The 18669-nt window shown below is 72.5% G+C and carries 18 protein-coding genes and 1 pseudogene; 7 read left to right on the top strand and 12 right to left on the bottom strand.

Translation table 11 applies throughout. The features are described 5' to 3' along the window. Positions 1–159 precede the first annotated feature (159 nt). On the top strand, positions 160–822 hold the full coding sequence (locus VG276_26665) for a CBS domain-containing protein (protein ID HEV8652873.1): 663 nt from the start codon (positions 160–162) through the stop codon (positions 820–822). A gap of 175 nt (positions 823–997) precedes the next feature. Here VG276_26665 and VG276_26660 read toward each other — a convergent pair whose 3' ends face one another. Continuing rightward, positions 998–1696, bottom strand: coding sequence for a CBS domain-containing protein (locus tag VG276_26660; protein ID HEV8652872.1), 699 nt, complete (start codon positions 1694–1696; stop codon positions 998–1000). A gap of 366 nt (positions 1697–2062) precedes the next feature. On the opposite strand from VG276_26660, the gene VG276_26655 reads away from it, so the two are divergent. Next, positions 2063–2710, top strand: a complete 648-nt coding sequence (locus VG276_26655; GenBank protein ID HEV8652871.1) for a nucleoside monophosphate kinase — start codon at positions 2063–2065, stop codon at positions 2708–2710. A 17-nt stretch (positions 2711–2727) separates the two neighbouring features. On the opposite strand, the gene VG276_26650 is transcribed toward VG276_26655, so the two are convergent. Beyond that, on the bottom strand, positions 2728–3669 hold the full coding sequence (locus VG276_26650) for a dihydroorotate dehydrogenase-like protein (GenBank protein ID HEV8652870.1): 942 nt from the start codon (positions 3667–3669) through the stop codon (positions 2728–2730). Positions 3670–4327: 658 nt separating this feature from the next. Here VG276_26650 and VG276_26645 point away from each other — a divergent pair. Both VG276_26645 and VG276_26640 read left to right on the top strand, forming a co-directional pair. After that, complete coding sequence (locus VG276_26645) at positions 4328–4759, top strand: pyridoxamine 5'-phosphate oxidase family protein (protein HEV8652869.1); 432 nt, start codon at positions 4328–4330, stop codon at positions 4757–4759. Positions 4760–4789: 30 nt separating this feature from the next. Then, a complete protein-coding gene (locus VG276_26640) occupies positions 4790–5947 on the top strand; it encodes an FAD-binding oxidoreductase (GenBank protein HEV8652868.1) in 1158 nt (385 codons plus the stop codon). On the opposite strand, the gene VG276_26635 is transcribed toward VG276_26640, so the two are convergent. Next, positions 5907–6191 carry a hypothetical protein gene (locus VG276_26635; protein ID HEV8652867.1) on the bottom strand — a complete coding sequence of 95 codons (285 nt, stop codon included), beginning with the start codon at positions 6189–6191 and terminating at the stop codon, positions 5907–5909. The two genes, VG276_26640 and VG276_26635, sit on opposite strands and share 41 nt — an antisense overlap. Before the next feature lie 185 nt (positions 6192–6376). Between VG276_26635 and VG276_26630 the strand changes: the two genes are divergently transcribed. The 3 genes from VG276_26630 to VG276_26620 all read left to right on the top strand — a co-directional run bounded on the left by VG276_26630 (position 6377) and on the right by VG276_26620 (position 9082). Beyond that, positions 6377–7993 (top strand): GAF domain-containing protein, encoded by a 1617-nt coding sequence (locus tag VG276_26630; GenBank protein ID HEV8652866.1) that lies wholly within the window; start codon positions 6377–6379, stop codon positions 7991–7993. A gap of 73 nt (positions 7994–8066) precedes the next feature. Further along, positions 8067–8594 carry a hypothetical protein gene (locus tag VG276_26625; GenBank protein HEV8652865.1) on the top strand — a complete coding sequence of 176 codons (528 nt, stop codon included), beginning with the start codon at positions 8067–8069 and terminating at the stop codon, positions 8592–8594. Further along, entirely contained in the window at positions 8591–9082 is a 492-nt protein-coding gene (locus tag VG276_26620; protein HEV8652864.1) for a hypothetical protein, read from the top strand. Before VG276_26625 ends, VG276_26620 begins: the two co-directional genes overlap by 4 nt. A gap of 16 nt (positions 9083–9098) precedes the next feature. Here VG276_26620 and VG276_26615 read toward each other — a convergent pair whose 3' ends face one another. The 9 genes and pseudogenes from VG276_26615 to VG276_26575 form a co-directional block, all read right to left on the bottom strand. Next, positions 9099–10352 carry an MFS transporter gene (locus VG276_26615; GenBank protein HEV8652863.1) on the bottom strand — a complete coding sequence of 418 codons (1254 nt, stop codon included), beginning with the start codon at positions 10350–10352 and terminating at the stop codon, positions 9099–9101. A gap of 12 nt (positions 10353–10364) precedes the next feature. After that, the gene (locus VG276_26610) at positions 10365–10781 is read right to left on the bottom strand and encodes a hypothetical protein (protein HEV8652862.1); all 417 of its coding nucleotides are present in this window, start codon (positions 10779–10781) and stop codon (positions 10365–10367) included. A gap of 5 nt (positions 10782–10786) precedes the next feature. Then, positions 10787–11260 (bottom strand): annotated as a pseudogene (locus VG276_26605) (Rieske 2Fe-2S domain-containing protein). Continuing rightward, positions 11260–11823 carry a 4Fe-4S dicluster domain-containing protein gene (locus VG276_26600; protein HEV8652861.1) on the bottom strand — a complete coding sequence of 188 codons (564 nt, stop codon included), beginning with the start codon at positions 11821–11823 and terminating at the stop codon, positions 11260–11262. Before VG276_26600 ends, VG276_26605 begins: the two are co-directional and overlap by 1 nt. Positions 11824–11863: 40 nt before the next feature. Next, entirely contained in the window at positions 11864–14152 is a 2289-nt protein-coding gene (locus VG276_26595) for a molybdopterin oxidoreductase family protein (GenBank protein ID HEV8652860.1), read from the bottom strand. Continuing rightward, positions 14149–15219, bottom strand: coding sequence for an MFS transporter (locus VG276_26590; GenBank protein ID HEV8652859.1), 1071 nt, complete (start codon positions 15217–15219; stop codon positions 14149–14151). Before VG276_26590 ends, VG276_26595 begins: the two co-directional genes overlap by 4 nt. Positions 15220–15424: 205 nt before the next feature. Beyond that, positions 15425–15634, bottom strand: coding sequence for a hypothetical protein (locus tag VG276_26585; protein HEV8652858.1), 210 nt, complete (start codon positions 15632–15634; stop codon positions 15425–15427). Between the two features lie 236 nt (positions 15635–15870). Further along, entirely contained in the window at positions 15871–16749 is an 879-nt protein-coding gene (locus VG276_26580; GenBank protein ID HEV8652857.1) for a hypothetical protein, read from the bottom strand. A gap of 502 nt (positions 16750–17251) precedes the next feature. Further along, positions 17252–17941: a hypothetical protein gene (locus VG276_26575; protein ID HEV8652856.1), complete on the bottom strand. Its 690-nt coding sequence runs from the start codon at positions 17939–17941 to the stop codon at positions 17252–17254. Positions 17942–18669 lie beyond the last annotated feature (728 nt).

Here is an 18669-nt window from a genome sequence, read left to right as displayed (position 1 = left end):
CTAAATCGGTCGAAGGTCCCTGCCGTGCCGGGACCTTCCGCTCTACTGCGTGGTGGCGGCGCCTCCTACGCTTAGATCGCGAAGCGTTGCCAGCGCTCCGCGGAACCTGGGGCACCAACGCAAGGAGGTCGCCCGATGCCTCGAAAGGTGCACGAAGTCATGACGGCCCAGGTGGTCGCGGCCCGACCTGACACGCCCTACAAGGAGCTGGCCCGGCTGCTGCGCGAGCACCGGGTGAGCGCCCTGCCCGTGGTCGACGAGCGCCACCACGTCCTCGGCATCGTGTCCGAGGCCGACCTGCTGCTCAAGCAGGAATATCCGTCCGGACTGCGCCACGCCCTGTGGTATGAGTCCAAGCGCCGCCGCGTCGAGCAGGCCAAGGCCCGCGGTGCGACTGCTGCTGATCTGATGACCATCCCGGCGGTCACCATCGGCCGTGACGCCACCGTGGCTGAGGCGGCCAGGCTGATGCACGCGGAAGGCGTCAAGCGGCTGCCGGTGGACGACGCGCTTGGGCGGCTGGTCGGGATCGTCAGCCGTGGTGACTTGCTGGCGGTGGTCCTGCGCCCAGATGCCCAGATCCGACGCGAGATCGTGGACGTCATCCGCCACGACCTGCTGATGAGCCCGGACCGGTTCACCGTGGAGGTCCGCGACGGCGTGGTGGCGCTGCAGGGCCAGGTCGAGCGGCGCAGCCTGATCCCGCTCCTGGTACGTGCCGTCGACGCGGTGGACGGGGTCGTCCGGGTCCACGACCGGCTCGGCTGCGACTTCGACGACACCCACTTGGCGCCACCAGGGCCCAGGGCTCACGCCATCTGAGGTCCAGTGCGCGGCGCTGGTGGGTGGCGGCGCCTGCTGACGAGCCCACATGGCGCTCTGCCTCGCCGTGGTGGTCGTGTTCGTGAGCGCCAAGATGATCGTGTTCGTGAGCGCCAAGATGATCGTCCTCGCCGCTGACCAGTCGCCGATGTGCTCAGATCGGCGGCCGATGTGCTCAGATCGGCGGCCACCGCCGAGGACCGGTCGTCTCCACCCTGCTGTCGTCGACCTCGAAGCCGAGCCGGTGGTCCTCGACCTGGACGACGCCTTCGACGGCATGTACGGCCCGCACCAGGATCGGGATCACGCTGCGCCGCTCGACCTGGCCCTGCAGCGCCACCACGCCGTCGCGGACCTCCACGGTGAACCGCCGCGGGTCCATGAAGAGCTCGCCCAAGATCACGTCGTCCACGATCTCGCTGCGGATCTCGGCATCGGATCGCGCGAACACGCGCAGCAGGTCACCGCGGCTGACGATCCCGACCAGCCGGCCCGTGAGCGTGTCCACCACGGGCAGCCGCTTGACCCCTTCCGCGTGCATCAGCCTGGCCGCCTCAGCCACCGTGGCCAGCGACCCGACCGTCTGGGCGGGCGTAGTCATCAGGTCGCGGGCCACCGCGCCGGCTGCCTTGCCCCGCTCCAGCCGGTGCCGCTTGCGCTCCCACATCGGCGCCTCCCGCCCTGCCTGCGGGTCCTCCTCCTTGAGCAGCAGGTCCGCCTCGGACACCACCCCGACCACATGCCTCGCGATGTCGACGACTGGCACTGCGCTCACCCCGTGAGCGGCCAGCAGGGCGACGATCGTCTTGAACGGCGTCGACGCTTCGACCGTGACCACCTCGGTGGTCATGACGTCCCCCACGCAGCTCCGCATCGTGGCACCTCCCTTTCAGCGGTCACTTTATCGGACCCCGGCTGGCTGCCCGCCCCAAGGGCTGACGGTCACCTCACCACAGGGCCGTTCGGCCCTGCGTCGGCGCCGCCGGCGAGGCGATGCTCCCGCGGGTCGTTGAGCCCGGCCGGTTCGCGCATTAGGCTGCCCAGGAGGTGCTTGCCGCGGGGATAACTGGAGATCGGCGAGCGTGCCGACCTCGTCTACAGCCCGCTCGTGGACCACAAGGACTACCCGCAGGACGTGGACGTCTGCCTGGTCGAGGGGGCGGTTTCCAGCGAGGAGGACCTGCGCAAGATCCGCACGGTCCGTGACCGGACCATCCGATGTGCGACCGGGAGGTGGCGGATGCGCAAGTACATCATCATGGGCGTCCAGGGCAGCGGCAAGGGCACCCAGGCCAAGCTGCTCGCCGAGACGTTGGATCTCGAGCACATCAGCGTCGGCGACATCTTCCGCTGGAACGTCCAGCACCACACCAAACTCGGCGCGCAGGTCCGACGCGTCGTGGCCTCGGGCGAGCTGGTGCCCGACGACCTGGTCGCGGCCGTGGTGCACCGGCGCCTGGGCGAGCACGACTGGAACTTCGGCTTCATCATCGACGGCTTCCCGCCCAACCAGCCGCAGGCCCGGTTCTTCCTGGAGAGCTACGACATCGACGCGGTGATCGTTCTCGAGGTGCCCGACCGCGTGGTCGAGGAGCGCATCCTCAGCCGTCGCCTCTGCTCCCGCTGCGGGCTGGACTACAACCTCATCTCCCACCGGCCGAGGGTGCCCGGCGTCTGTGGCATGTGCGGCGGCGAGCTCGTCCCGCGGCCCGACGACACGCCAGAGGCGGTCCGCGCCCGCCTGCGCGACTACCATGCCAAGACCAGGCCCGTCCTGGACCTGTTCCGCGCCAAGGAGGTCGTCCTGGCGGTCGATGCGACCAGGCCGCCCGCGGCGGTGCAGACCAACATTCGCACAGAGCTGGGTGTCGAGGCGGCGTCCGCCTGACAGCAAGCGATCAGCGTCTAGCCGTCCGCCGGGGCTGGGTGCGAGGCGAGCATCCGCAGGTAGTTGGCCCGCTCGTAGGCGGCCGGGTCGCGGACCGCGCGCTGGCTCAGCCGCCCGCGGACCTCCCCGACGTTTTGGTGGCCGTGCCGTTCCAGCCACGCGCGCAGGCCGGCCTCGACGGTGCGGACGTGGCCGGGGCCGTGGCGCAGCAGCGCGGAGGTCATCATCACCACGTCGGCCCCGGCCAGCAGCGCCTTGACCGCGTCCTCGGGGGTGTGCACCCCGGTCGAGGCGGCCAGCGAGGCCGACACCCGGCCGTGCAGGATCGCGATCCAGCGCAGCGGCAGGCGCAGCTCCGCCGAGGTGCTGAGCTCCAGGCGCGGCACCACCTCGAGGGCCTCGACGTCCAGGTCGGGCTGGTAGAAGCGGTTGAACAGCACCAGCCCGCCGGCGCCCACCTCCGCGAGCCGCGCGGCCAGGTTGATGATCGAGCTGAAGTAGGGGCTCACCTTGACCGCCAGCGGGATCCGCAGCGCCCTGCGCACGCTGCGGACCAGGTCGAGGTAGCCCAGCTCGACCTCGGCGCCGCTCAGCCCGGGGCGCGAGGAGACGTAATAGACGTTGAGCTCCAGCGCGTCCGCGCCGGCCTGCTCGAGCAGGGCCGCGTAGCGGGTCCAGCCGCCCAGCGAGACGCCGTTGAGGCTGGCGATCACCGGGACCGACAGGGCGGCCTTGGCCTGCTCGACGAGCTTGAGGTAGGCCACGGGGCGCTGTTCGAGCTCGTGTCCCTGCTCGCCGACCTCCTCCTCAAACAGCGACGGCAGCACGACCGCGGCCGCGCCGGCGTCCTCAAGCCGGCGCAGACCATCCGTCGTCCCGGTCAGCGGCGACGCCGAGGCGACCAGCGGGGTACGCAGGTCGAGCCCCAGGTAGCTCGTGCGCAGGTCGGCCACGACCATCCCTCCTCAGGTGAGCCGGACGGCCGGTAGATCGCCCGCACCTGCACCACGCTCACCTCACCCGCTCGTTCCGATGTCGTGGGCGACGCTACGACCGTCGGGCGGCCGCGGGTAGGGACTTGTGACCCGTCGGCCAGGTGCCGATCAGCCCAAAGGCGGAGCCATCGCGGCGAGCCTCGCCCGGCGGAAGGTCCCACGGAGTCGGGTCCTTCGCCTCATGGCGAGTGCCGGCCAAACCACCAAGCTGAACGCCTGATCACCCCACGAGGGAACCGGAGATGGACCGACCGGCGCCCGTGACGACCTTCGAGTACCTGCAGGAGCTCCGCCTCCGCCACCAGGCCGGGCAGCTCAGGGATGGGCGGGAGCCGGACGATCTCCTTCCGGCGGCAGGCCTCTCCCCGCTCGAACGGCGCTGGCTCAAGGACGCCTTCCAGCTCGTCCGCGCCTACCAGGAGAGCGTCCGGCTCGAGTTCCGGACCGGCCTCCTGGCCGAGTCTATGCGTCCTTCGCGGCCGTCCTGGACCGGCCACCCGACCCCGTTGCCCTGGGACCTCCGGCCCGTGCAGAGCCTCCCCGGATGCTCTACGGTCGGGTGGCCCGCTGGTGTGGCGGGTCGGCTGGGACGGCCCGACGCAGGAGGAGGGGGAGGTAGGTCGTGTGCGATGACCGCTGGCGGGAGCTGACCGCCGACGAGTGCCGCAAGCTGCTGGCCGAGCGCCACCTCGGCCGCCTGGCCCTGGTCGACCAGGACGGGCCGGTGGTCTTCCCGGTCAACTACGTCTTGGACCGGCTGGCGGTGGTGTTCCGCACCGACCCGGGCACCAAGCTGGACGCCGCCGCGCGCGGGGCCCGCGTCGCGTTCGAGGTCGACGCGGTCGACCAGGCCAACCGCACCGGCTGGAGCGTCCTGGTCCGGGGCGACGCCGTCGCGGTGACCGACCCCGACCAGCTGCGGCGCCTGCGGACCCTGCCGCTGTACCCGTGGGCGCCCGGGGAGCGGGCGCACTACGTGCGGATCGTGCCGGCGACGGTGAGCGGCCGGCTGATCGGCCTGCCCGAGGACCTGCCCCCCAACTGGTGGGGATGACCCCGCCGCCACCACCGCAAGGAGCCACGCATGCGACCCAGTGAGCGGGACCCGGTCGTCGTCCTCGGCGGGGGGATCGTCGGCTGCGCGATCGCCCTGCACCTGGCCGACCGGGGCGCGCGTCCGGTCCTGGTCGACGCCGGCCGTCCCCAGGAGAGCGCGTCGGCGGCGTCGTTCGCCTCGATCAGCGCGTTCGGCACCGACCCGGTCGCCTACTACGAGCTGGCCAGCGCCGGCATGGCCAGCTGGGCACGGTTCGCCGCACGGCTGGACCGCGACGTCGGCTTCCGGCGCGGCGGCCAGATCCGCTGGACGGCCGGCCCCGGCGCGGGCCGGCAGCTCGCCGAGCGGGTCGCGCGGGCCCAGGCCTGGGGCTACCCGATCCGGCTGGTGTCCGAGGGCCAGCTCCGGGAGCTGCTCCCGGCGGCCGAGCCCGGCCCGGTCAGCGCGGCCGCCTACGCCCAGCGCGACGCCCACGTCGACCCCCCTGCCGTGCTGGCCGCCTGCCGGCAGGCCCTGGAGGCGGCCGGGGCGCGGCTGCTGCTGGGCGTCCGGGCCGCGGTCGGGGTCGTCGACGGCGGGGTGCGCGTGCGGGTCGGCGACGAGACGCTGTGGCCGCCGGTCGCCGTGCTGGCGGCGGGCGCCGAGTCGGTCGCGGTGACCGCCGCGTTCGGCCTGGAGGTCCCGCTGGTGTCCAGCCCGGGGATGCTGGTGGTGACCGCGCCGACCGCGCCGCTGGCCCCCGGCGTGGTCTACACCCCCGGCGACCCCGGGCCACCGGTGCACCTGCGCCACCGCGCCGACGGCGCGGTGCTGGTCGGCGAGCGGTCGCAGGAGGCGGTCGCCGACGAGGTGTCCCAGCGCCACGCCCGGGCGCTGGTCGCCCAGGCGGCCCGGTTCTTCCCCGCCCTGGCTGCCGCCCGCGTGGATCGGGTGCTGGTCGGCTGGCGCTCGATGCCCGCCGACCGCCTGCCGATCGTGGGGCCGGTGCCGGGCCTGCCGTCGCTGTACCTGGCCGTGGCCCACAGCGGGGTCACCCTGGCGCCGGCGCTCGGGCGCCTGGTCGCGCGGGAGCTGCTCGACCGCGCCGAGGAGCCGCTGCTCATGGGGTTCCGGCCCGGCCGCTTCGCGGCCCGGGCGGCGCGGGTCATGCTCGACGTGGAGGCGGTCTTCCAAGACCTCGGCTGACCAGTCCGGCACCGCCGGCACGGCCGGCACGGCCGGCACCGCCGCAGCGGTCAGACACCGGCCGCGCTCCGCACCCCGGGCCGGCCTCGGCGGCCCTGCCGGCGGGCAGCTCGCCGACGCCGCGCTCCACGCCGGCGGCGAGCACCCCGAGACCGGTGACGGCGCCGCCGGCGTGGAGCGACACCGCGACCTGGCCGTTGATGTCGTAGGACAGCGCCGCGGCGCACATCGGCACGCCGGCCACCAGCGGCGCCACCGGGACCGCGGCGAGCAGCCGGGGCGCCCGCCAGCCACAGCGGCGCTGGCGCGCCCGGGACGTTGGTGACGCAGCGGTTCACCCGCCGGGCGCCGTAGCGGCGCAGCCAGCCGACCCACCACCGCGCCAGGCAACGCGGGAACGGCTGGTTCGCGGATGCTAGGCTGCCGGTGATGAACGGCTGGCAGGACCGCGGCGAGCGGCTGCTGGAGGCCGGGCTGGCCCTGTCCTCCGAGCTGTCGCTGCCCGCGATCCTGCAGCGCATCGTCGACCTCGCCGCCGAGCTCACCAGCGCCCGCTACGGGGCGCTTGGCGTGCTCGGCGCCGACGGCACGATCACCGAGTTCGTCACCACCGGCGTCACCGCCGAGGAGCGGGCCGCGATCGGGCCGCTGCCGGTCGGCCACGGCATCCTGGGCGTGCTCATCCACGACGCCCGCACGCTGCGCCTGCGCCGCATCGCCGACGACCCCCGGTCGGTCGGGTTCCCGCCCAACCACCCGCCGATGGGCTCGTTCCTGGGCGCTCCGGTGACCGCCCGCGGCACGGTCTTCGGCAACCTCTACCTGACCGAGAAGCAGGGCGCGGAGGAGTTCGACGCCGACGACGAGCGGGCCCTGGAGGTCCTGGCCGCGCAGGCCGGGGTGGCGGTCGAGAACGCGCGCCTGTACGAGGAGGCCCACCACCGCGCGCAGCGTCTGGAGGCCATCCGCGCGGTCACCACGGCGATCCTGGCCGGGACCGAGCTCGACGCCGCCCTCGACCTGGTCGCCCGCCACGCCCGGGAGCTCGTCGGCGCGGACCTGACGACGATCGCCACGCCGGCTGACGAGGGGACGCTCGTCCTGCAGGCCGCCGCCGGCCTGCACGCGGCCGAGCTACGGGGAGCCTCTTTCCCGACCGAGAGCTCGGTCTCCGGGGAGGTCATCCGTACCGGCAAGGCGGTGGTGCTGGCCGACGCCGCCGCCGACGACCGGGCCTGGCAGCCGATCGTCCGCGCGGGCGGGATCGGTCCGGCGCTGTTCGTCCCCCTGACCGCGCAAGGACGGCCGTTCGGCACCCTGCTGGTCGCCAACGCCGCCGGCGGCGCCCGCTTCGGTGACGCTGACGTCGGCCTCACCGAGACGTTCGCCGAGCAGGCCTCGGTGGTGCTCGAGCACGCCCGCCTGCAGCGTGAGCTGCAGCGGCTGGCCGTGCTCGAAGACCGCGAGCGGATCGCCAAGGAGCTCCACGACGGTGTCATCCAGTCGCTGTTCGCGGTCGGGATGGGCCTGCAGGCCACCGCCACGCTGGCCCGCGACGCCGGCGTCGCGGGCCGCATCGAGGGGGCCGTGGAGGAGATGGACCGCGTCATCGGTGACCTGCGCAACTACATCTTCGGGCTGCGCCCGGGCATCCTGGCCGACCGGCAGCTCGACCAGGCCCTGCGCCAGCTCGTGGAGGAGTTCCAGCAACGCACCGACATCGTCGCGGTCACCGAGATCGACCCGGCGGTCGCCGCCGCGCTGGCCCACCGGGCCGGCGACCTGGTCCAGCTCACCCGGGAGGCGCTGTCCAACGTCGGCAGGCACGCGGGCGCGCCGACCTGCCGGGTGTCGCTGTACGCCAGCGGCGGAGACGCGGTGCTGGAGATCGAGGACGACGGCCGCGGCTTCGACCCCGACGAGCGGGCACACACCGGCCACGGGCTGGGGAACCTGCGTGCGCGGGCCGCGGCCCTCGGCGGCCGGGCCGAGGTCTCCAGCGTCCTCGCCCAAGGCACCCTGGTCCGCGTGGTGATCCCGCGCTGAGGTGCCAACGGCCCCCCTTGCCCCGGGACGTTCGGCCCTAGGTCACGGCCCACACCGGCGGCACCCTGGCCCCATGTTCATTCGCTACTTCGTGGAGCTGCCGCTCCCGCCCGACCGGGTCGAGGGGGCGCTGCTGACCACCCCCGAGCACTGGCTGCCCGCGCTGGCCGTTGCTGTCGCGGGCCGTGGCGAAGGACTCCTGGCCGAGGTCGGCATCGGCCCGCCCGGCCGCCGGGTCGGCCTGCCGGTCACCGTCCGGCTCGGCGACCCGGTCCGGTTCCCCAGCAAGACGCTGCTGCCGATGACCTGGAAGGCGGTCAAGGGGGGCAGTCTCTTCCCCACCCTGGACGCCGACATCGAAGTGGGCCCACTCGGCCCCGAGCGAACCCAGCTCTCGATCAACGGGCGCTACCAGCCGCCGCTCGGCCGCCTGGGCCGGGCAGCCGACCGGGTGCTGCTCCACCGGGTGGCCGAGGCGACCGTGAAGGACTTCCTCGACCGGGTCACCGAGGCCGTCCAGGCGCGGACCGACCCGACGGAACCACCCCCCGGGGAGCGCCCCATGCCGTACTCCCCCATCCCTGGCGGGGAACGTCGATGACCAACGGGGAGCGTGCGGGCGTGATGGAGGCGACGACCGTGAGCCCGAACCGGAGGGTCAGCCGGATCGTGATGGCGTTCGCACGCCGACACCCTCTCGCCTGCTACTTCGCCCTGGCCCATACGATCTCATGGGCGTGCTGGATTCCGCTGGTCCTGGCCCACCGGACCGTCCGGGCTGGCAGCGCGAGCCCGACCCATTTCCCCGGCCTGGTCGGCCCGGCGATCGCAGCCTTCGTCATGACAGCCGCCGTGCAGGGTCGCACCGGGATCCGCGACCTGGCGGCCCGCATCGGCCGCTGGCGGGTCGCTCCGCGCTGGTACCTGGTCGCGGTCGCGACCCCCGTCGTCGGGCCGGCCGGGAGCCGGGTGGCGCAGGCAGGCCAGCTACTCATCGGGTTCGGGCTGGGGTCGTTCGTGGTGTTGGCGGCGGTCGCCCTGGCCTGGCGGGTGGCGGGGGAGGCAGGGCCGGAGGAGGGAGCAGGATGAGCCGCGGCGCCGGCGATCAGCGAGCGGTCCGGACCGTCCGGGCCTCGTCTCGGCCAGCGGCCTTGCCGCCAAGGCGCCAGGCGGTGAACACCAGCCCGGCCAGGGCGACGTCGCTGAGTAGCATCAGCCCGATCGCGTAGTCGCCGGTTGCCTGGTAGACCAGCCCCATGACGATCGGGGGCAGGAAGCCGCCCAGGCCGCCGGCCGCACCGACCACCCCGGTCACGCTGCCCACCTGGGTCGGCGGGACGTGCTTGCCGACCAGCGCGAAAATGACGCCGTTGCCGACCCCGAGGGCGACCGCCATGGCCAGGAACGCGACGGTAGCGACCGCGATGTGAGGCTGGAAAGCGGTGACGACCGCGCTGGCGGCGACCACCCCCAGCGCCCAGAGCAGCACGCGGACCCCGCTGACCCGGTCGGCCAGCCAGCCGCCGACCGGCCGGGCGAGGGTGGCGAGCACCACGAACCCGGCCGCTCGGCTGGCCGCGTCGGTGGCTCCCAGGCGGTAGACCGTCTTCAGGAAGGTCGGCAGGTACACGCCGAACGCCACGAAGCCACCGAAGGTGATCGCATACAGGACGGCGAGGTCGCGGGCGACCGGCAGGCGCAGGGCGGCCGCGAACCGGGCCATGAACGGCTCGGTCGCCCGCGGCCGGCCGGGGGCGTCCCGCCCGACGAGCAGGAACGCCAGCCCGACAGCGGCCAGGCCGACCGCCACGATCAGAAATGGCCACGGCCGGCCGAGGGAATTGGCGATCCGGGGGGTGAGGAAGCCGGAGATGGCGGCGCCGATGTTGCCCATGCCGTACACGCCGAGCGCGAAGCCGCGCCGCTCGGGCGGGTACCAGGCGCTGACGAACGGCACCCCGACCGCGAACGACGCGCCGGCAAGGCCGAGCACCAACCCGCCGGCCAGCAGCGCCGGGTAGGCGGTGGCGAAGGCTAAGAACAGCACCGGCGCGATGGCCACGAACGACAGCAGCGCGAACACGACCCGGCCGCCGTAGCGGTCGGTGAGGGCGCCCAGGGGAATGCGTCCGAGCGACCCGACGATCACCGGCACGGCCACCATCACGGCGACCGCCAGCGGGCTGAGATGGAGCAGGTCCTGGTATCTGGGGGCGAGCGGGCTGAGCAGCGACCAGGCCCAGAAGTTGACGGCGAAGCCGAGGGTGGCCAGGGCGAGGGCGCGGTTGCGGCCAAGCAAGGCCGGCGCCCGGCCCTCGGCCTGGTTGGCGGGCTCCGGCGGCAGGGTGTCTCGGGTCATGCGGCTCCTTGGTCAGCGGTCCCGTGGGGCGGCCAGCCAGACGGCCACGGCGAGCGCGAACGACAGCGCCTGGAACGCGAGCAGCAGCCACACCTGGCCCGGTCGGTCCTCCTGCCAGGCGTTGAGGGCGACGGTGAGCCCCCAGAGCTGCCCGACCACAACCGTGGCAGTGATCGCGATGCGGCCGGCCAGCATGGCGGCGCGCTCCGGGGGCTGGTCGCCGCCCTGGCCGGGGCCGGTCGAGCGGACGCGCGGGTCGCGGGTGCCGCTGCCGCGCAGGCCCGGGTAGCGGCCGGTGAGCCCGCTGTCGTACAGGCCGGCGTCGCGCCGGTAGGGCGCGAGCCCGCGGGCGCGGTAGGGCTGGTCCCGGTCAGGGTCGTCGCCGCGGTCGCGGGGCGCCGGCCGGCCGTGGCCCTCGCCGGCGGCCATCAGCCGGTCCCCACGGCCCAGATCCCTTGGCCGTCCTCGCGCAGCAGCACCTTGGGCAGCGGCCGGGGCGGCGGCCCGGCCAGCACCTCGCCGCTGGCCGGGTCGAACACCCCGTCGTGGCACGGGCACTGCAGCTCGCCCTCCTCCCTGCGCCAGAGGACCGCGCAGGCCAGGTGGGTGCAGACCGCCGAGTAGCCGACGAGCTGGCCGCCCGGCAGGCGGATCGCGAGCGCCCGGTCGTCGGCGCCGGGGTAGCGGAAGGCGACCGCCTCGCCCGGGGCGAGCCGGTCGGCCACCTTCCTCGGCGGGGCCGCTCCGGTGCCGTGGCGGCGGAACACCCCGGTCGCCACCGCGGCGGCGCCGGCCACCAGCCCCCCCGAGACCGTGACCAGGATGCGCAGGTAGTCGCGCCGGGTCACCGGCGCGTCGGCCCGGATGCGGTCGAGCAGCGCCCGTGTTGCCGTCTCGTCCCGGGCCACTAGAGCCCGCCGGGGACCGGGCCGGCGTGGCCGGCGGGTACCACCACCGCGGCGCCGGTGCGGACCTCGGCGGCGCCGAAGCCGAACACGTCGACGGCCTGCGCGCCCGGCCGGTCGGCCTCCAGCTCCTCGACCGTGCCGTAGAAGATCGCGCTGGTCGGGCAGACGGTGGCGCACATGGGCGCCAGCCCGACCGAGGTGCGGTCGTAGCAGAGGTTGCACTTGTACTGCAGCAGCTGCTCGACGTCGAGTTTGGGGACCCCGAAGGGGCAGGCGTCGACGCAGTTGCCGCAGCCGATGCAGCGCTCCTTGGCCGCCTCCTGGACCACCCCGTCGGCGGTGACCAGGATCGCGTCGGCTGGGCAGACCTCGGCGCATGGCGCCACCGGGTCCTCGCAGTGCATGCACACCGTGGGCATGGCGGCGGCGGAGCGCCCGGGCTCGAGGTAGTCGAGGTGGATCATCGACTTGCCGCGGTGGGAGTCGCACTCCCGGCAGGCGGCCACGCAGGCCTGGCAGCCGATGCAGCGGCCGGGGTCGATGAACAGCGTGGTCCCCATCATGGGCCGGCTCCCTCCCGGGCGTTCGCCCGGGTGCTCGCGCTCATCCTTCGGCGGTGCCCCGGCCTTGGGGCATGGTCGGCGAGCGCCGCTCGGCGAGCGGCGCGGTCTCGGCGGCGTACGGCGCTCGCCCGGGCGGCATCGGCGGCTCGGGCACCGCGTCCACGGCCTGGCCGCGCTCGACCCGGCAGGCGCAGACCTTGAACTCGGGCATCTTGGAGATCGGGTCCAGCGCGTCGATGGTGAGCAGGTTCGCCGCGACCCGGCCGGCCCAGTGGTAGGGGACGAACACCGTGTCGGGGCGGATGGCCTCGGTGACCAGCGCCGGGTAGGTCGCCTGTCCGCGGCGGCTCACCACCCGCACCGGGTCGCCGTCGGCGAACCCCAGCGACGGGTGCACCTCCACCCAGGGGCGCGGGGTCTGCTCGACCAGGCCGGGCAGGCGGCGGGTCTGGTTGCCGGACAGGAAGTGGGCGACCGTCCGTCCGGTGGTCAGCCGCAGCGGGTACTCCGCGTCTGGCGGCTCCGCGGGCGGGCGCCACTCGACGGCGTGGAAGCGGGCCTTGCCGTCGGGGTGGTAGAAGCGGCCGCCCTCGAACGGGCGCGGCGTGCCCGGGTGGTCCAGGGTCGGGCAGGGCCAGAAGACCCCGCCGGTCGCCTCGACCTTCTCGTAGGTGATGCCGTAGTAGTCGGCCACCCCACCCCGGGAGGCGACCCGCAGCTCGTCCAGGATCTCCGCCGGCCTGGTGAAGGAGAACTTGTCGCCCACCCCGAGCCGGCGGGCCAGCTCGCACAGGATCTCCCAGTCCGTGCGCGCCTCCCCGGGCGGCTCGACGGCCTTGTTGTACTTGATCACCCGGCCCTCGCCGTTGGTGACCAGCCCCTCGTCCTCGGCCCAGACGGTGGTGGGCAGCACCACGTCGGCGCGGGCGGCGGTCTCGGACAGGAAGAAGTCGGACTGGGCGTGGAACTCCAGCGCGTCGTAGCCGGCTCGCACCACCGCCTGGTTGGGCAGCGACACCAGCGGGTTGTTGCAGATCCCCAGCAGCCCGCGGATCTCGCCGCGGGCCATCTGCCAGACCATCTCCTGCATCGAGGTGCCCTTGGCGGGCAGGTCGGCCTCGTCGATGCCCCACACCTTGGCGATATAGGCGCGGTGCTCGGGGTTTTCAATGTCGCGCATACCGGGCAGCATGTCGGACTTCTGGCCGTGCTCGCGGCCGCCCTGGCCGTTGCCCTGGCCGGTGAGCGTGCCGTAGCCGGCGCCCAGCCGGCCGATCTGCCCGGTGGCCAGCGACACGTTGATGCAAGCCAGGACGTTGTCCACGCCCTGGAGGTGCTGCTCCAGCCCGCGCCCGTGCGCCGCCCAGGCGCGCCGGGCACGGCCCCACAGGTGCGCGACCCGCTCGACCTGGCGGGGGTCCAGCCCGCAGATCTCGCCCACCCGCTCGGGGGTGTAGGCGGCGACGGTGTCGCGCACCGCCTCCCACCCGACGGTGTGCTCGGCGATGAACCGCTCGTCGGTCAGCCCGTCGCGGACCAGCACGTGGAGCAGCCCGTTGTAGAAGGCGGCGTCGGTGCCCGGCCGCAGCGCCACGTGCTCGTCGGCGGTGCGGGCCATCGGCGTCTCGCGCGGGTCGACCACCACCAGCTTGGCGCCGCGGTCCCTGGCGCCCCAGAAGTACTGCATGGCGACCGGGAAGCACTCGGCGATGTTGGTCCCGGCGACGATGATGACCTCGGTCTCGAGCAGGTCGGCCCACGGGTTGCCGGCCCGGTCGATGCCGAACGCCTTCTTGTTGGCAGCCGCCGCCGAGACCATGCACAGCCGCCCGTTGTAGTCGATATGGCGGGTGCGCAGCGCCACCCGGGCGAACTTGCCGGCCAGGTAGGTCTTCTCGGTGGTCATGCTGGCCCCGCCCAGCACCCCGAACGCGTCGCGCCCGTACGCCGCCTGGACCCGCTGGATCTCGCCCACCACCCGGTCCAGGGCGGCGTCCCAGGAGACCGGCCGCAGCGGCGCGTCGCGGCGGTCGCGCGCGAGCGGGGTGAGCAGCCGGTCGGGATGGTGGACCTGCTGGTAGGCGACCACCCCCTTGGGGCACAGCCGCAGCTTGTTGATGTCGTGGTTGCGGGGCTCCACGCCGACCACCCTGCCCTTGGCGACCCGCAGGTACATGCCGCACTGCACCCCGCAGAACGAGCAGTGGGTGGGGACCAGCCGCTCACCGGCCACCGTCGCCTTCCAATGGGCGGCCGGCTCCCCGCCGGCCTCGCCGCGGAAGTCCCCGACCCCGGGCGGCACGATCGGATAGCGGGCCTTGGTGGTCACCGGAACCCCCGCTTGACGCTGTCGAGGTAGGCCTGGCCACGCAGGACCCGCTTGCAGCGCGGGCAGGTCTCGGCCCACTCCGGGAACCCCAAGCCGAGCTCCTCCATGGTCTGTTGCAGATCGGCGACGAACGCCTTGGCTTCCAGCGGCTGCCCGCAGCGCCGGCAGGGGAACACTCCGTCGCGGTCGAGTGCCGATCGCTTGTACACCTCGACGCCGACGCTGGCGGGGCGCTGGATGACGTGGAAGAACTTGCCGAACGGGATGAACACCAGCGTCAGCACCACCGTCGCCATGTGGGCGATCGCGAGGAAGTCGTAGCTGCGCCCGTCCAGCAGCCAGCTCGAGAAGGTCAGCAGCAGCCCGGTGACCGAGATGGCGACCAGGCCGACCAGTGGGAAGAAGTCGTAGCCGAAGCGCTGCCCGGTGCTGGCCTCGCGGTCGCGGAAGCGACGCCACAGGAAGTAGCCGCAGCCGGCCAGCACCAGCACCGCGGCGACGTCCAGGCCGTGGAAGACCACCCAGCCGGCCAGCGACAGCGCGTCGAAGCTGACCGTTCGGAACCCGAGGAAGTAGATCGAGTAGCTCGGACCGGTGGCGCTGTCGGAGAGAAAGGCCAACCAGCCGAACGTCAGCGGGAAGGTGATCACGGTGGCCAGCACCACCCCCCAGAACAGCAGCTGGTGGGCGAGCCAGCGACCCCGGCCGCGGGCGCGCAGGAAGGCCTGGAAGCCGAAATAGGTGACCAGGGAGCGCGGCACCGCCGTCGGCAGCCGGCGGAAGTTGCGCCAGGAGAAGAACGCCCCCCAGCCGCGGCGCAGGTAGCGGCGGGCCGGCGGGCTGGACACCCAGACGGCATAGCGGTAGGCGACCCCGAACGCCAGGAACACCGTCGCGGTGGCGTACCCGACCAGCGCGGCGTCGAAATAGCGCAGACCGCGGCTGCCGACCAGGATCGCCGCCGCGGTGACCGCCGCCGCGATCGCGCCGGCCAGGCTGGCCCGCACGGTCGTTGACTGCCGCACCAGTCCCCGGGCGCTGCCGGCCCGACCCGTAGGGTCGCTCACCGGGCCTGGTCCGCAGGGTCTGGGGACGGCTCCATCCGTTGACGCATCCTCTCGGGTGGCCGAGTCTCGAGGGGCAGCGGCTTCGTAGAGTATGAAGCTCCACGTTAAGCGTCAAGGCCAACGTCCCGGATCTTCAGGTATCGGCCGTCACCCCCCAGCTTGGCCAGGCAGAGCGCAGCACGGACCGCGTAGTCGCCGCGGCGCGTCAAGGCAAGGTCCATCGCACGAGCGTAGGTGGTGGTCGCCTGGCACCCGACAACACAACGCGGGTGTAGGTGCGGGTGAGCAGCAACGCAGTGGCAAGACCGTAGCTGGTCACCCGGTAGCGGTGGGTGCCCGCGATGCGCTCGAGGAGCCCGTGCAGGCGCAGCCGCCGCAGGTCGAGGACCTCGCCGGCGCTGCGGGGTAGCATCATCGTGGGCTCCGGTCGTCGTTGCCCTTGACGGGCACCAACCGCTTCGGGCGGTTCAAGGCGAGGCTTACCCTCGCAACGTAGTGCGCTCGGCCGGAGCCCATCAACCCGTGGGACACAAGACCGGCAACCCACACCACACCGCTCGTCGGGCCGGGCAAAGCCCCGTTAGAACTCCAACCCTGGACGTAGCACCGCGACCTCCGGGTCGCGCCCCGGTCAGGCAGGACCCGGCTCCTTCAGCTCATCGGTTTGCAGGTGCTGGCGGCCTTGCGGGTTTGGGTCAGGAGACCGTTCAGCCCCCACGTGTCGGCGCTGAGCCGAGCGATACGGCGCGCGGCTCTCAGCAGGTGGAGGTTGGCCTCGGGGCACTGACGGGCGCCAAGCTCGCTCCCGGCCCAGGTAAGCTCCGTGAAGGCATAGCTGGACTCGACGAAGTGCGAGACCCTGGTCGGGAACCGCTCGAACACGTGCAACGCTTCCTCGTACTTCGCCCGGGCGCCGGCGAGGTCGTTCGTCGCGAAAAGGAGCTGACCATAGGTGCGCAGCAGGGTGCTCAGGTCGGTTGCGTCATCGGCGACACGGAGGCCGCGCTCGAGCAGCCGGATGGTTCGGTCGTAGAGCCCGGCCAGGTTGAGCGCCTGGGCGACGGCATAGCATTCGACCGCGGAGACCTTTTCGGACGGCAGCGTCTCGATGATCTCCGCCGCCCGCTTCGCAAGGACGATGTTCTCGGAGTTCAAGGAGCCCGACAGGGTGGTCACCGCGAAGGGATTGGTTGAGTACTTCTGGCGGAGCTCGAAATTCTCCTTCGGTAGCGCGGTGAGGCGCTGGATCAGTTGGCTTAGCTCTACGCGGGCGGTGCGCACATCCTGCTCCCGGGTGCGCTGCTCGGAATAGAACGTGGTGGTGAAGGACAGCGCGAGGGCCGCGACGGCAATCAGGACGGAGGCCTGCCTGTACCACGGCTGCCGCTTCTCCGCGAAGCCAGTCTGCAGGGCGTCGACCTCGCCTTTTATCGTGTCGAGCTGCGCATGCATCCCGTCCAGGCGCGCGCGGACGTCGTTTGTGGCGTCCGCGGGGGACGTATTCGGTGCGGTCCTGCTGGTGCCGTCCACCGTGGCCTCCGTCGATCCGGGAAAGGGCCGAGGCCGCCCTCGGCGCTCCTTGGAGCAGAGACGGAATGGCGGAGATCTGATACATGAGATCATCCGGTGTAATACCCGAAGAACAATGCGTCGTTGTGGAGAAGAGATCTGGGTCACCGCGGGCCCACGCCCAGCTCGCCTCGGCCAAGGTGACGCCGGCCACGGCTGGCAGGTGACAGCGCCCGGGCTTCCCAGCCGGCGCTGCGTCACCATCGTCAGAGGAGCGACGCCGCGCTGGTGACCGTTCCACCCGGGCACCCCGATGGCGGGACCATGGTGGCTGCCGCAACGATCAGGGACCCCCTTGACCTCCCCCAGATGGGGGGCGGTCCGGGTGGCCGGAAGCCGCTCGGTCTCCTCGTCGTAGCAGGGAACACCACTTGGTCGTGACCGCTGCCCGGCCGGCGGGGACGGTGAACCGCTCACGCCGGCCGGGCAGGGCTCGGGGACCTGGGGTCCTAGTGCGTGGGTCCTAGTGCGTGGATGAGGTAGGGGTCGAGGTGGTCGGCGCCTCCGTGGTCGTGGGCGCGACCGTGGTGGTCGGCGCGACCGTGGTGGTCGGCGCGACGGTGGTCGTCGGCGCGACGGTGGTCGTCGGCGCGACGCTCGTCGTGGGCGCGACGGTGGTGGTCGGCGCCGCGGTGGTGGTCGGGGCGATGGTGGTGGTCGTGGTCGGCGCGGGGACGCAGCCGGTCACCCAGAACACCTTGTGCTTGACGTCGGCGCCCTGCGAACCCTCGGCGTTGATGGTCAGCTTGACGTGGAAGCCCTGGTTGGGGTGCGGCTCGATCCCGGTGAAGTCCAGCGTGTAGGTCTCCGAGGCGTCCAGCCCGGCCTGGCTGCCACCGCCGGAATTGTCATCCTCACCGATGAAGACCCTGTCGGTCAGCAGCACCCGGACCGGGCCAGTCGGCGGATGCGACTCGAAGGTGACGTCGGCGTTGAGGTCGCCCTCGTCAAAGCCGTAGAAGTCGACCTGGAAGGTGCAGCCGACGTGCGGCTCGTTGTCGGGCGCGTCGTCGAACGGGACATCGTCGATCTTGACGGTGCCGTTGTTGCCTGGTGGGTTGGGGGCGGCGGCGGCGCGGCCAGACAGCCACATCGCCCCCCCGAGCAGGGTGATCGCCATGGCGATCACCAGCAGCCGGCTTCGTCGTGCCACGAGCATGGGCATCCCTCCCGGGACCGACACGGAGGGCAAGCAGCGCACCCCCCTCTTCGCGGCTTCGCCACATCCAAGACAAAGAGCGACAGACCGCCCAAGGGTGTTACATCTTCGCGTGGTGCGCCGATCAGCGCAGTCTCGGGCAGGCAGGATGGCTTCGCACCGGAGGACGAAGCTCGCCGGGCTCGATGGCGTGGGGATGGCCAGCAGGCGTCACGCGCACCGACCCGGCGTGCTCCGGCTCAACCGGTGCGGGCGCTCGGCGACCCGAGGCACCATGGGAGGGGCGACGATCCGCCGCCCCTCCTCGCCTGTCCGGCGCCCGAGGAGATGTTGGCAGGGCTCAGCACGGGGAAGGCACTGGCATGCCATTATGGGCACCAGCGACACCAGCCGCCGCAACCGAGCCCATGACAGTAAACGCAGTAGCAGCGTGCCCACGAAAGAACCGGCTGGTGCCGACAACTGCGTCGCCCGGAACGAGTTCCCAAGCGGACTGCTGCACGGGCATCCGTCATCTTCCTCACCCCTTCGCCTTAGGAAGGATCGCTCACGCAACCGCCTGTGTGGGCAGTAAACTGCGTGAGTCGTAACAGCTGTAATACGGACTTCATGCAGGCGGTCGCAAGACTTAAAGATCAATTGATATCTGTTGAACAATATTGACGGCTCAACTGAGAGGGCCTTTTCAGATCCGGTAACTTCTGCCATAATTCCTGATGTAG

The organism is Actinomycetes bacterium, assembly GCA_036000965.1.
Lineage (GTDB): Bacteria > Actinomycetota > CALGFH01 > CALGFH01 > CALGFH01 > DASYUT01.
Note: the sequence above shows the minus strand (reverse complement) of the source record. Positions and strands in the feature narration are given on the sequence as shown.

Coding starts and splice junctions, on each gene's coding strand:
- VG276_26665 (HEV8652873.1), top strand. CDS start 160: ATGACGGCCCAGGTGGTCGCGGCCCGACCTGACACGCCCTACAAGGAG.
- VG276_26660 (HEV8652872.1), bottom strand. CDS start 1,696: ATGCGGAGCTGCGTGGGGGACGTCATGACCACCGAGGTGGTCACGGTC.
- VG276_26655 (HEV8652871.1), top strand. CDS start 2,063: ATGCGCAAGTACATCATCATGGGCGTCCAGGGCAGCGGCAAGGGCACC.
- VG276_26650 (HEV8652870.1), bottom strand. CDS start 3,669: ATGGTCGTGGCCGACCTGCGCACGAGCTACCTGGGGCTCGACCTGCGT.
- VG276_26640 (HEV8652868.1), top strand. CDS start 4,790: ATGCGACCCAGTGAGCGGGACCCGGTCGTCGTCCTCGGCGGGGGGATC.
- VG276_26630 (HEV8652866.1), top strand. CDS start 6,377: ATGAACGGCTGGCAGGACCGCGGCGAGCGGCTGCTGGAGGCCGGGCTG.
- VG276_26625 (HEV8652865.1), top strand. CDS start 8,067: ATGTTCATTCGCTACTTCGTGGAGCTGCCGCTCCCGCCCGACCGGGTC.
- VG276_26620 (HEV8652864.1), top strand. CDS start 8,591: ATGACCAACGGGGAGCGTGCGGGCGTGATGGAGGCGACGACCGTGAGC.
- VG276_26615 (HEV8652863.1), bottom strand. CDS start 10,352: ATGACCCGAGACACCCTGCCGCCGGAGCCCGCCAACCAGGCCGAGGGC.
- VG276_26610 (HEV8652862.1), bottom strand. CDS start 10,781: ATGGCCGCCGGCGAGGGCCACGGCCGGCCGGCGCCCCGCGACCGCGGC.
- VG276_26600 (HEV8652861.1), bottom strand. CDS start 11,823: ATGATGGGGACCACGCTGTTCATCGACCCCGGCCGCTGCATCGGCTGC.
- VG276_26585 (HEV8652858.1), bottom strand. CDS start 15,634: ATGATGCTACCCCGCAGCGCCGGCGAGGTCCTCGACCTGCGGCGGCTG.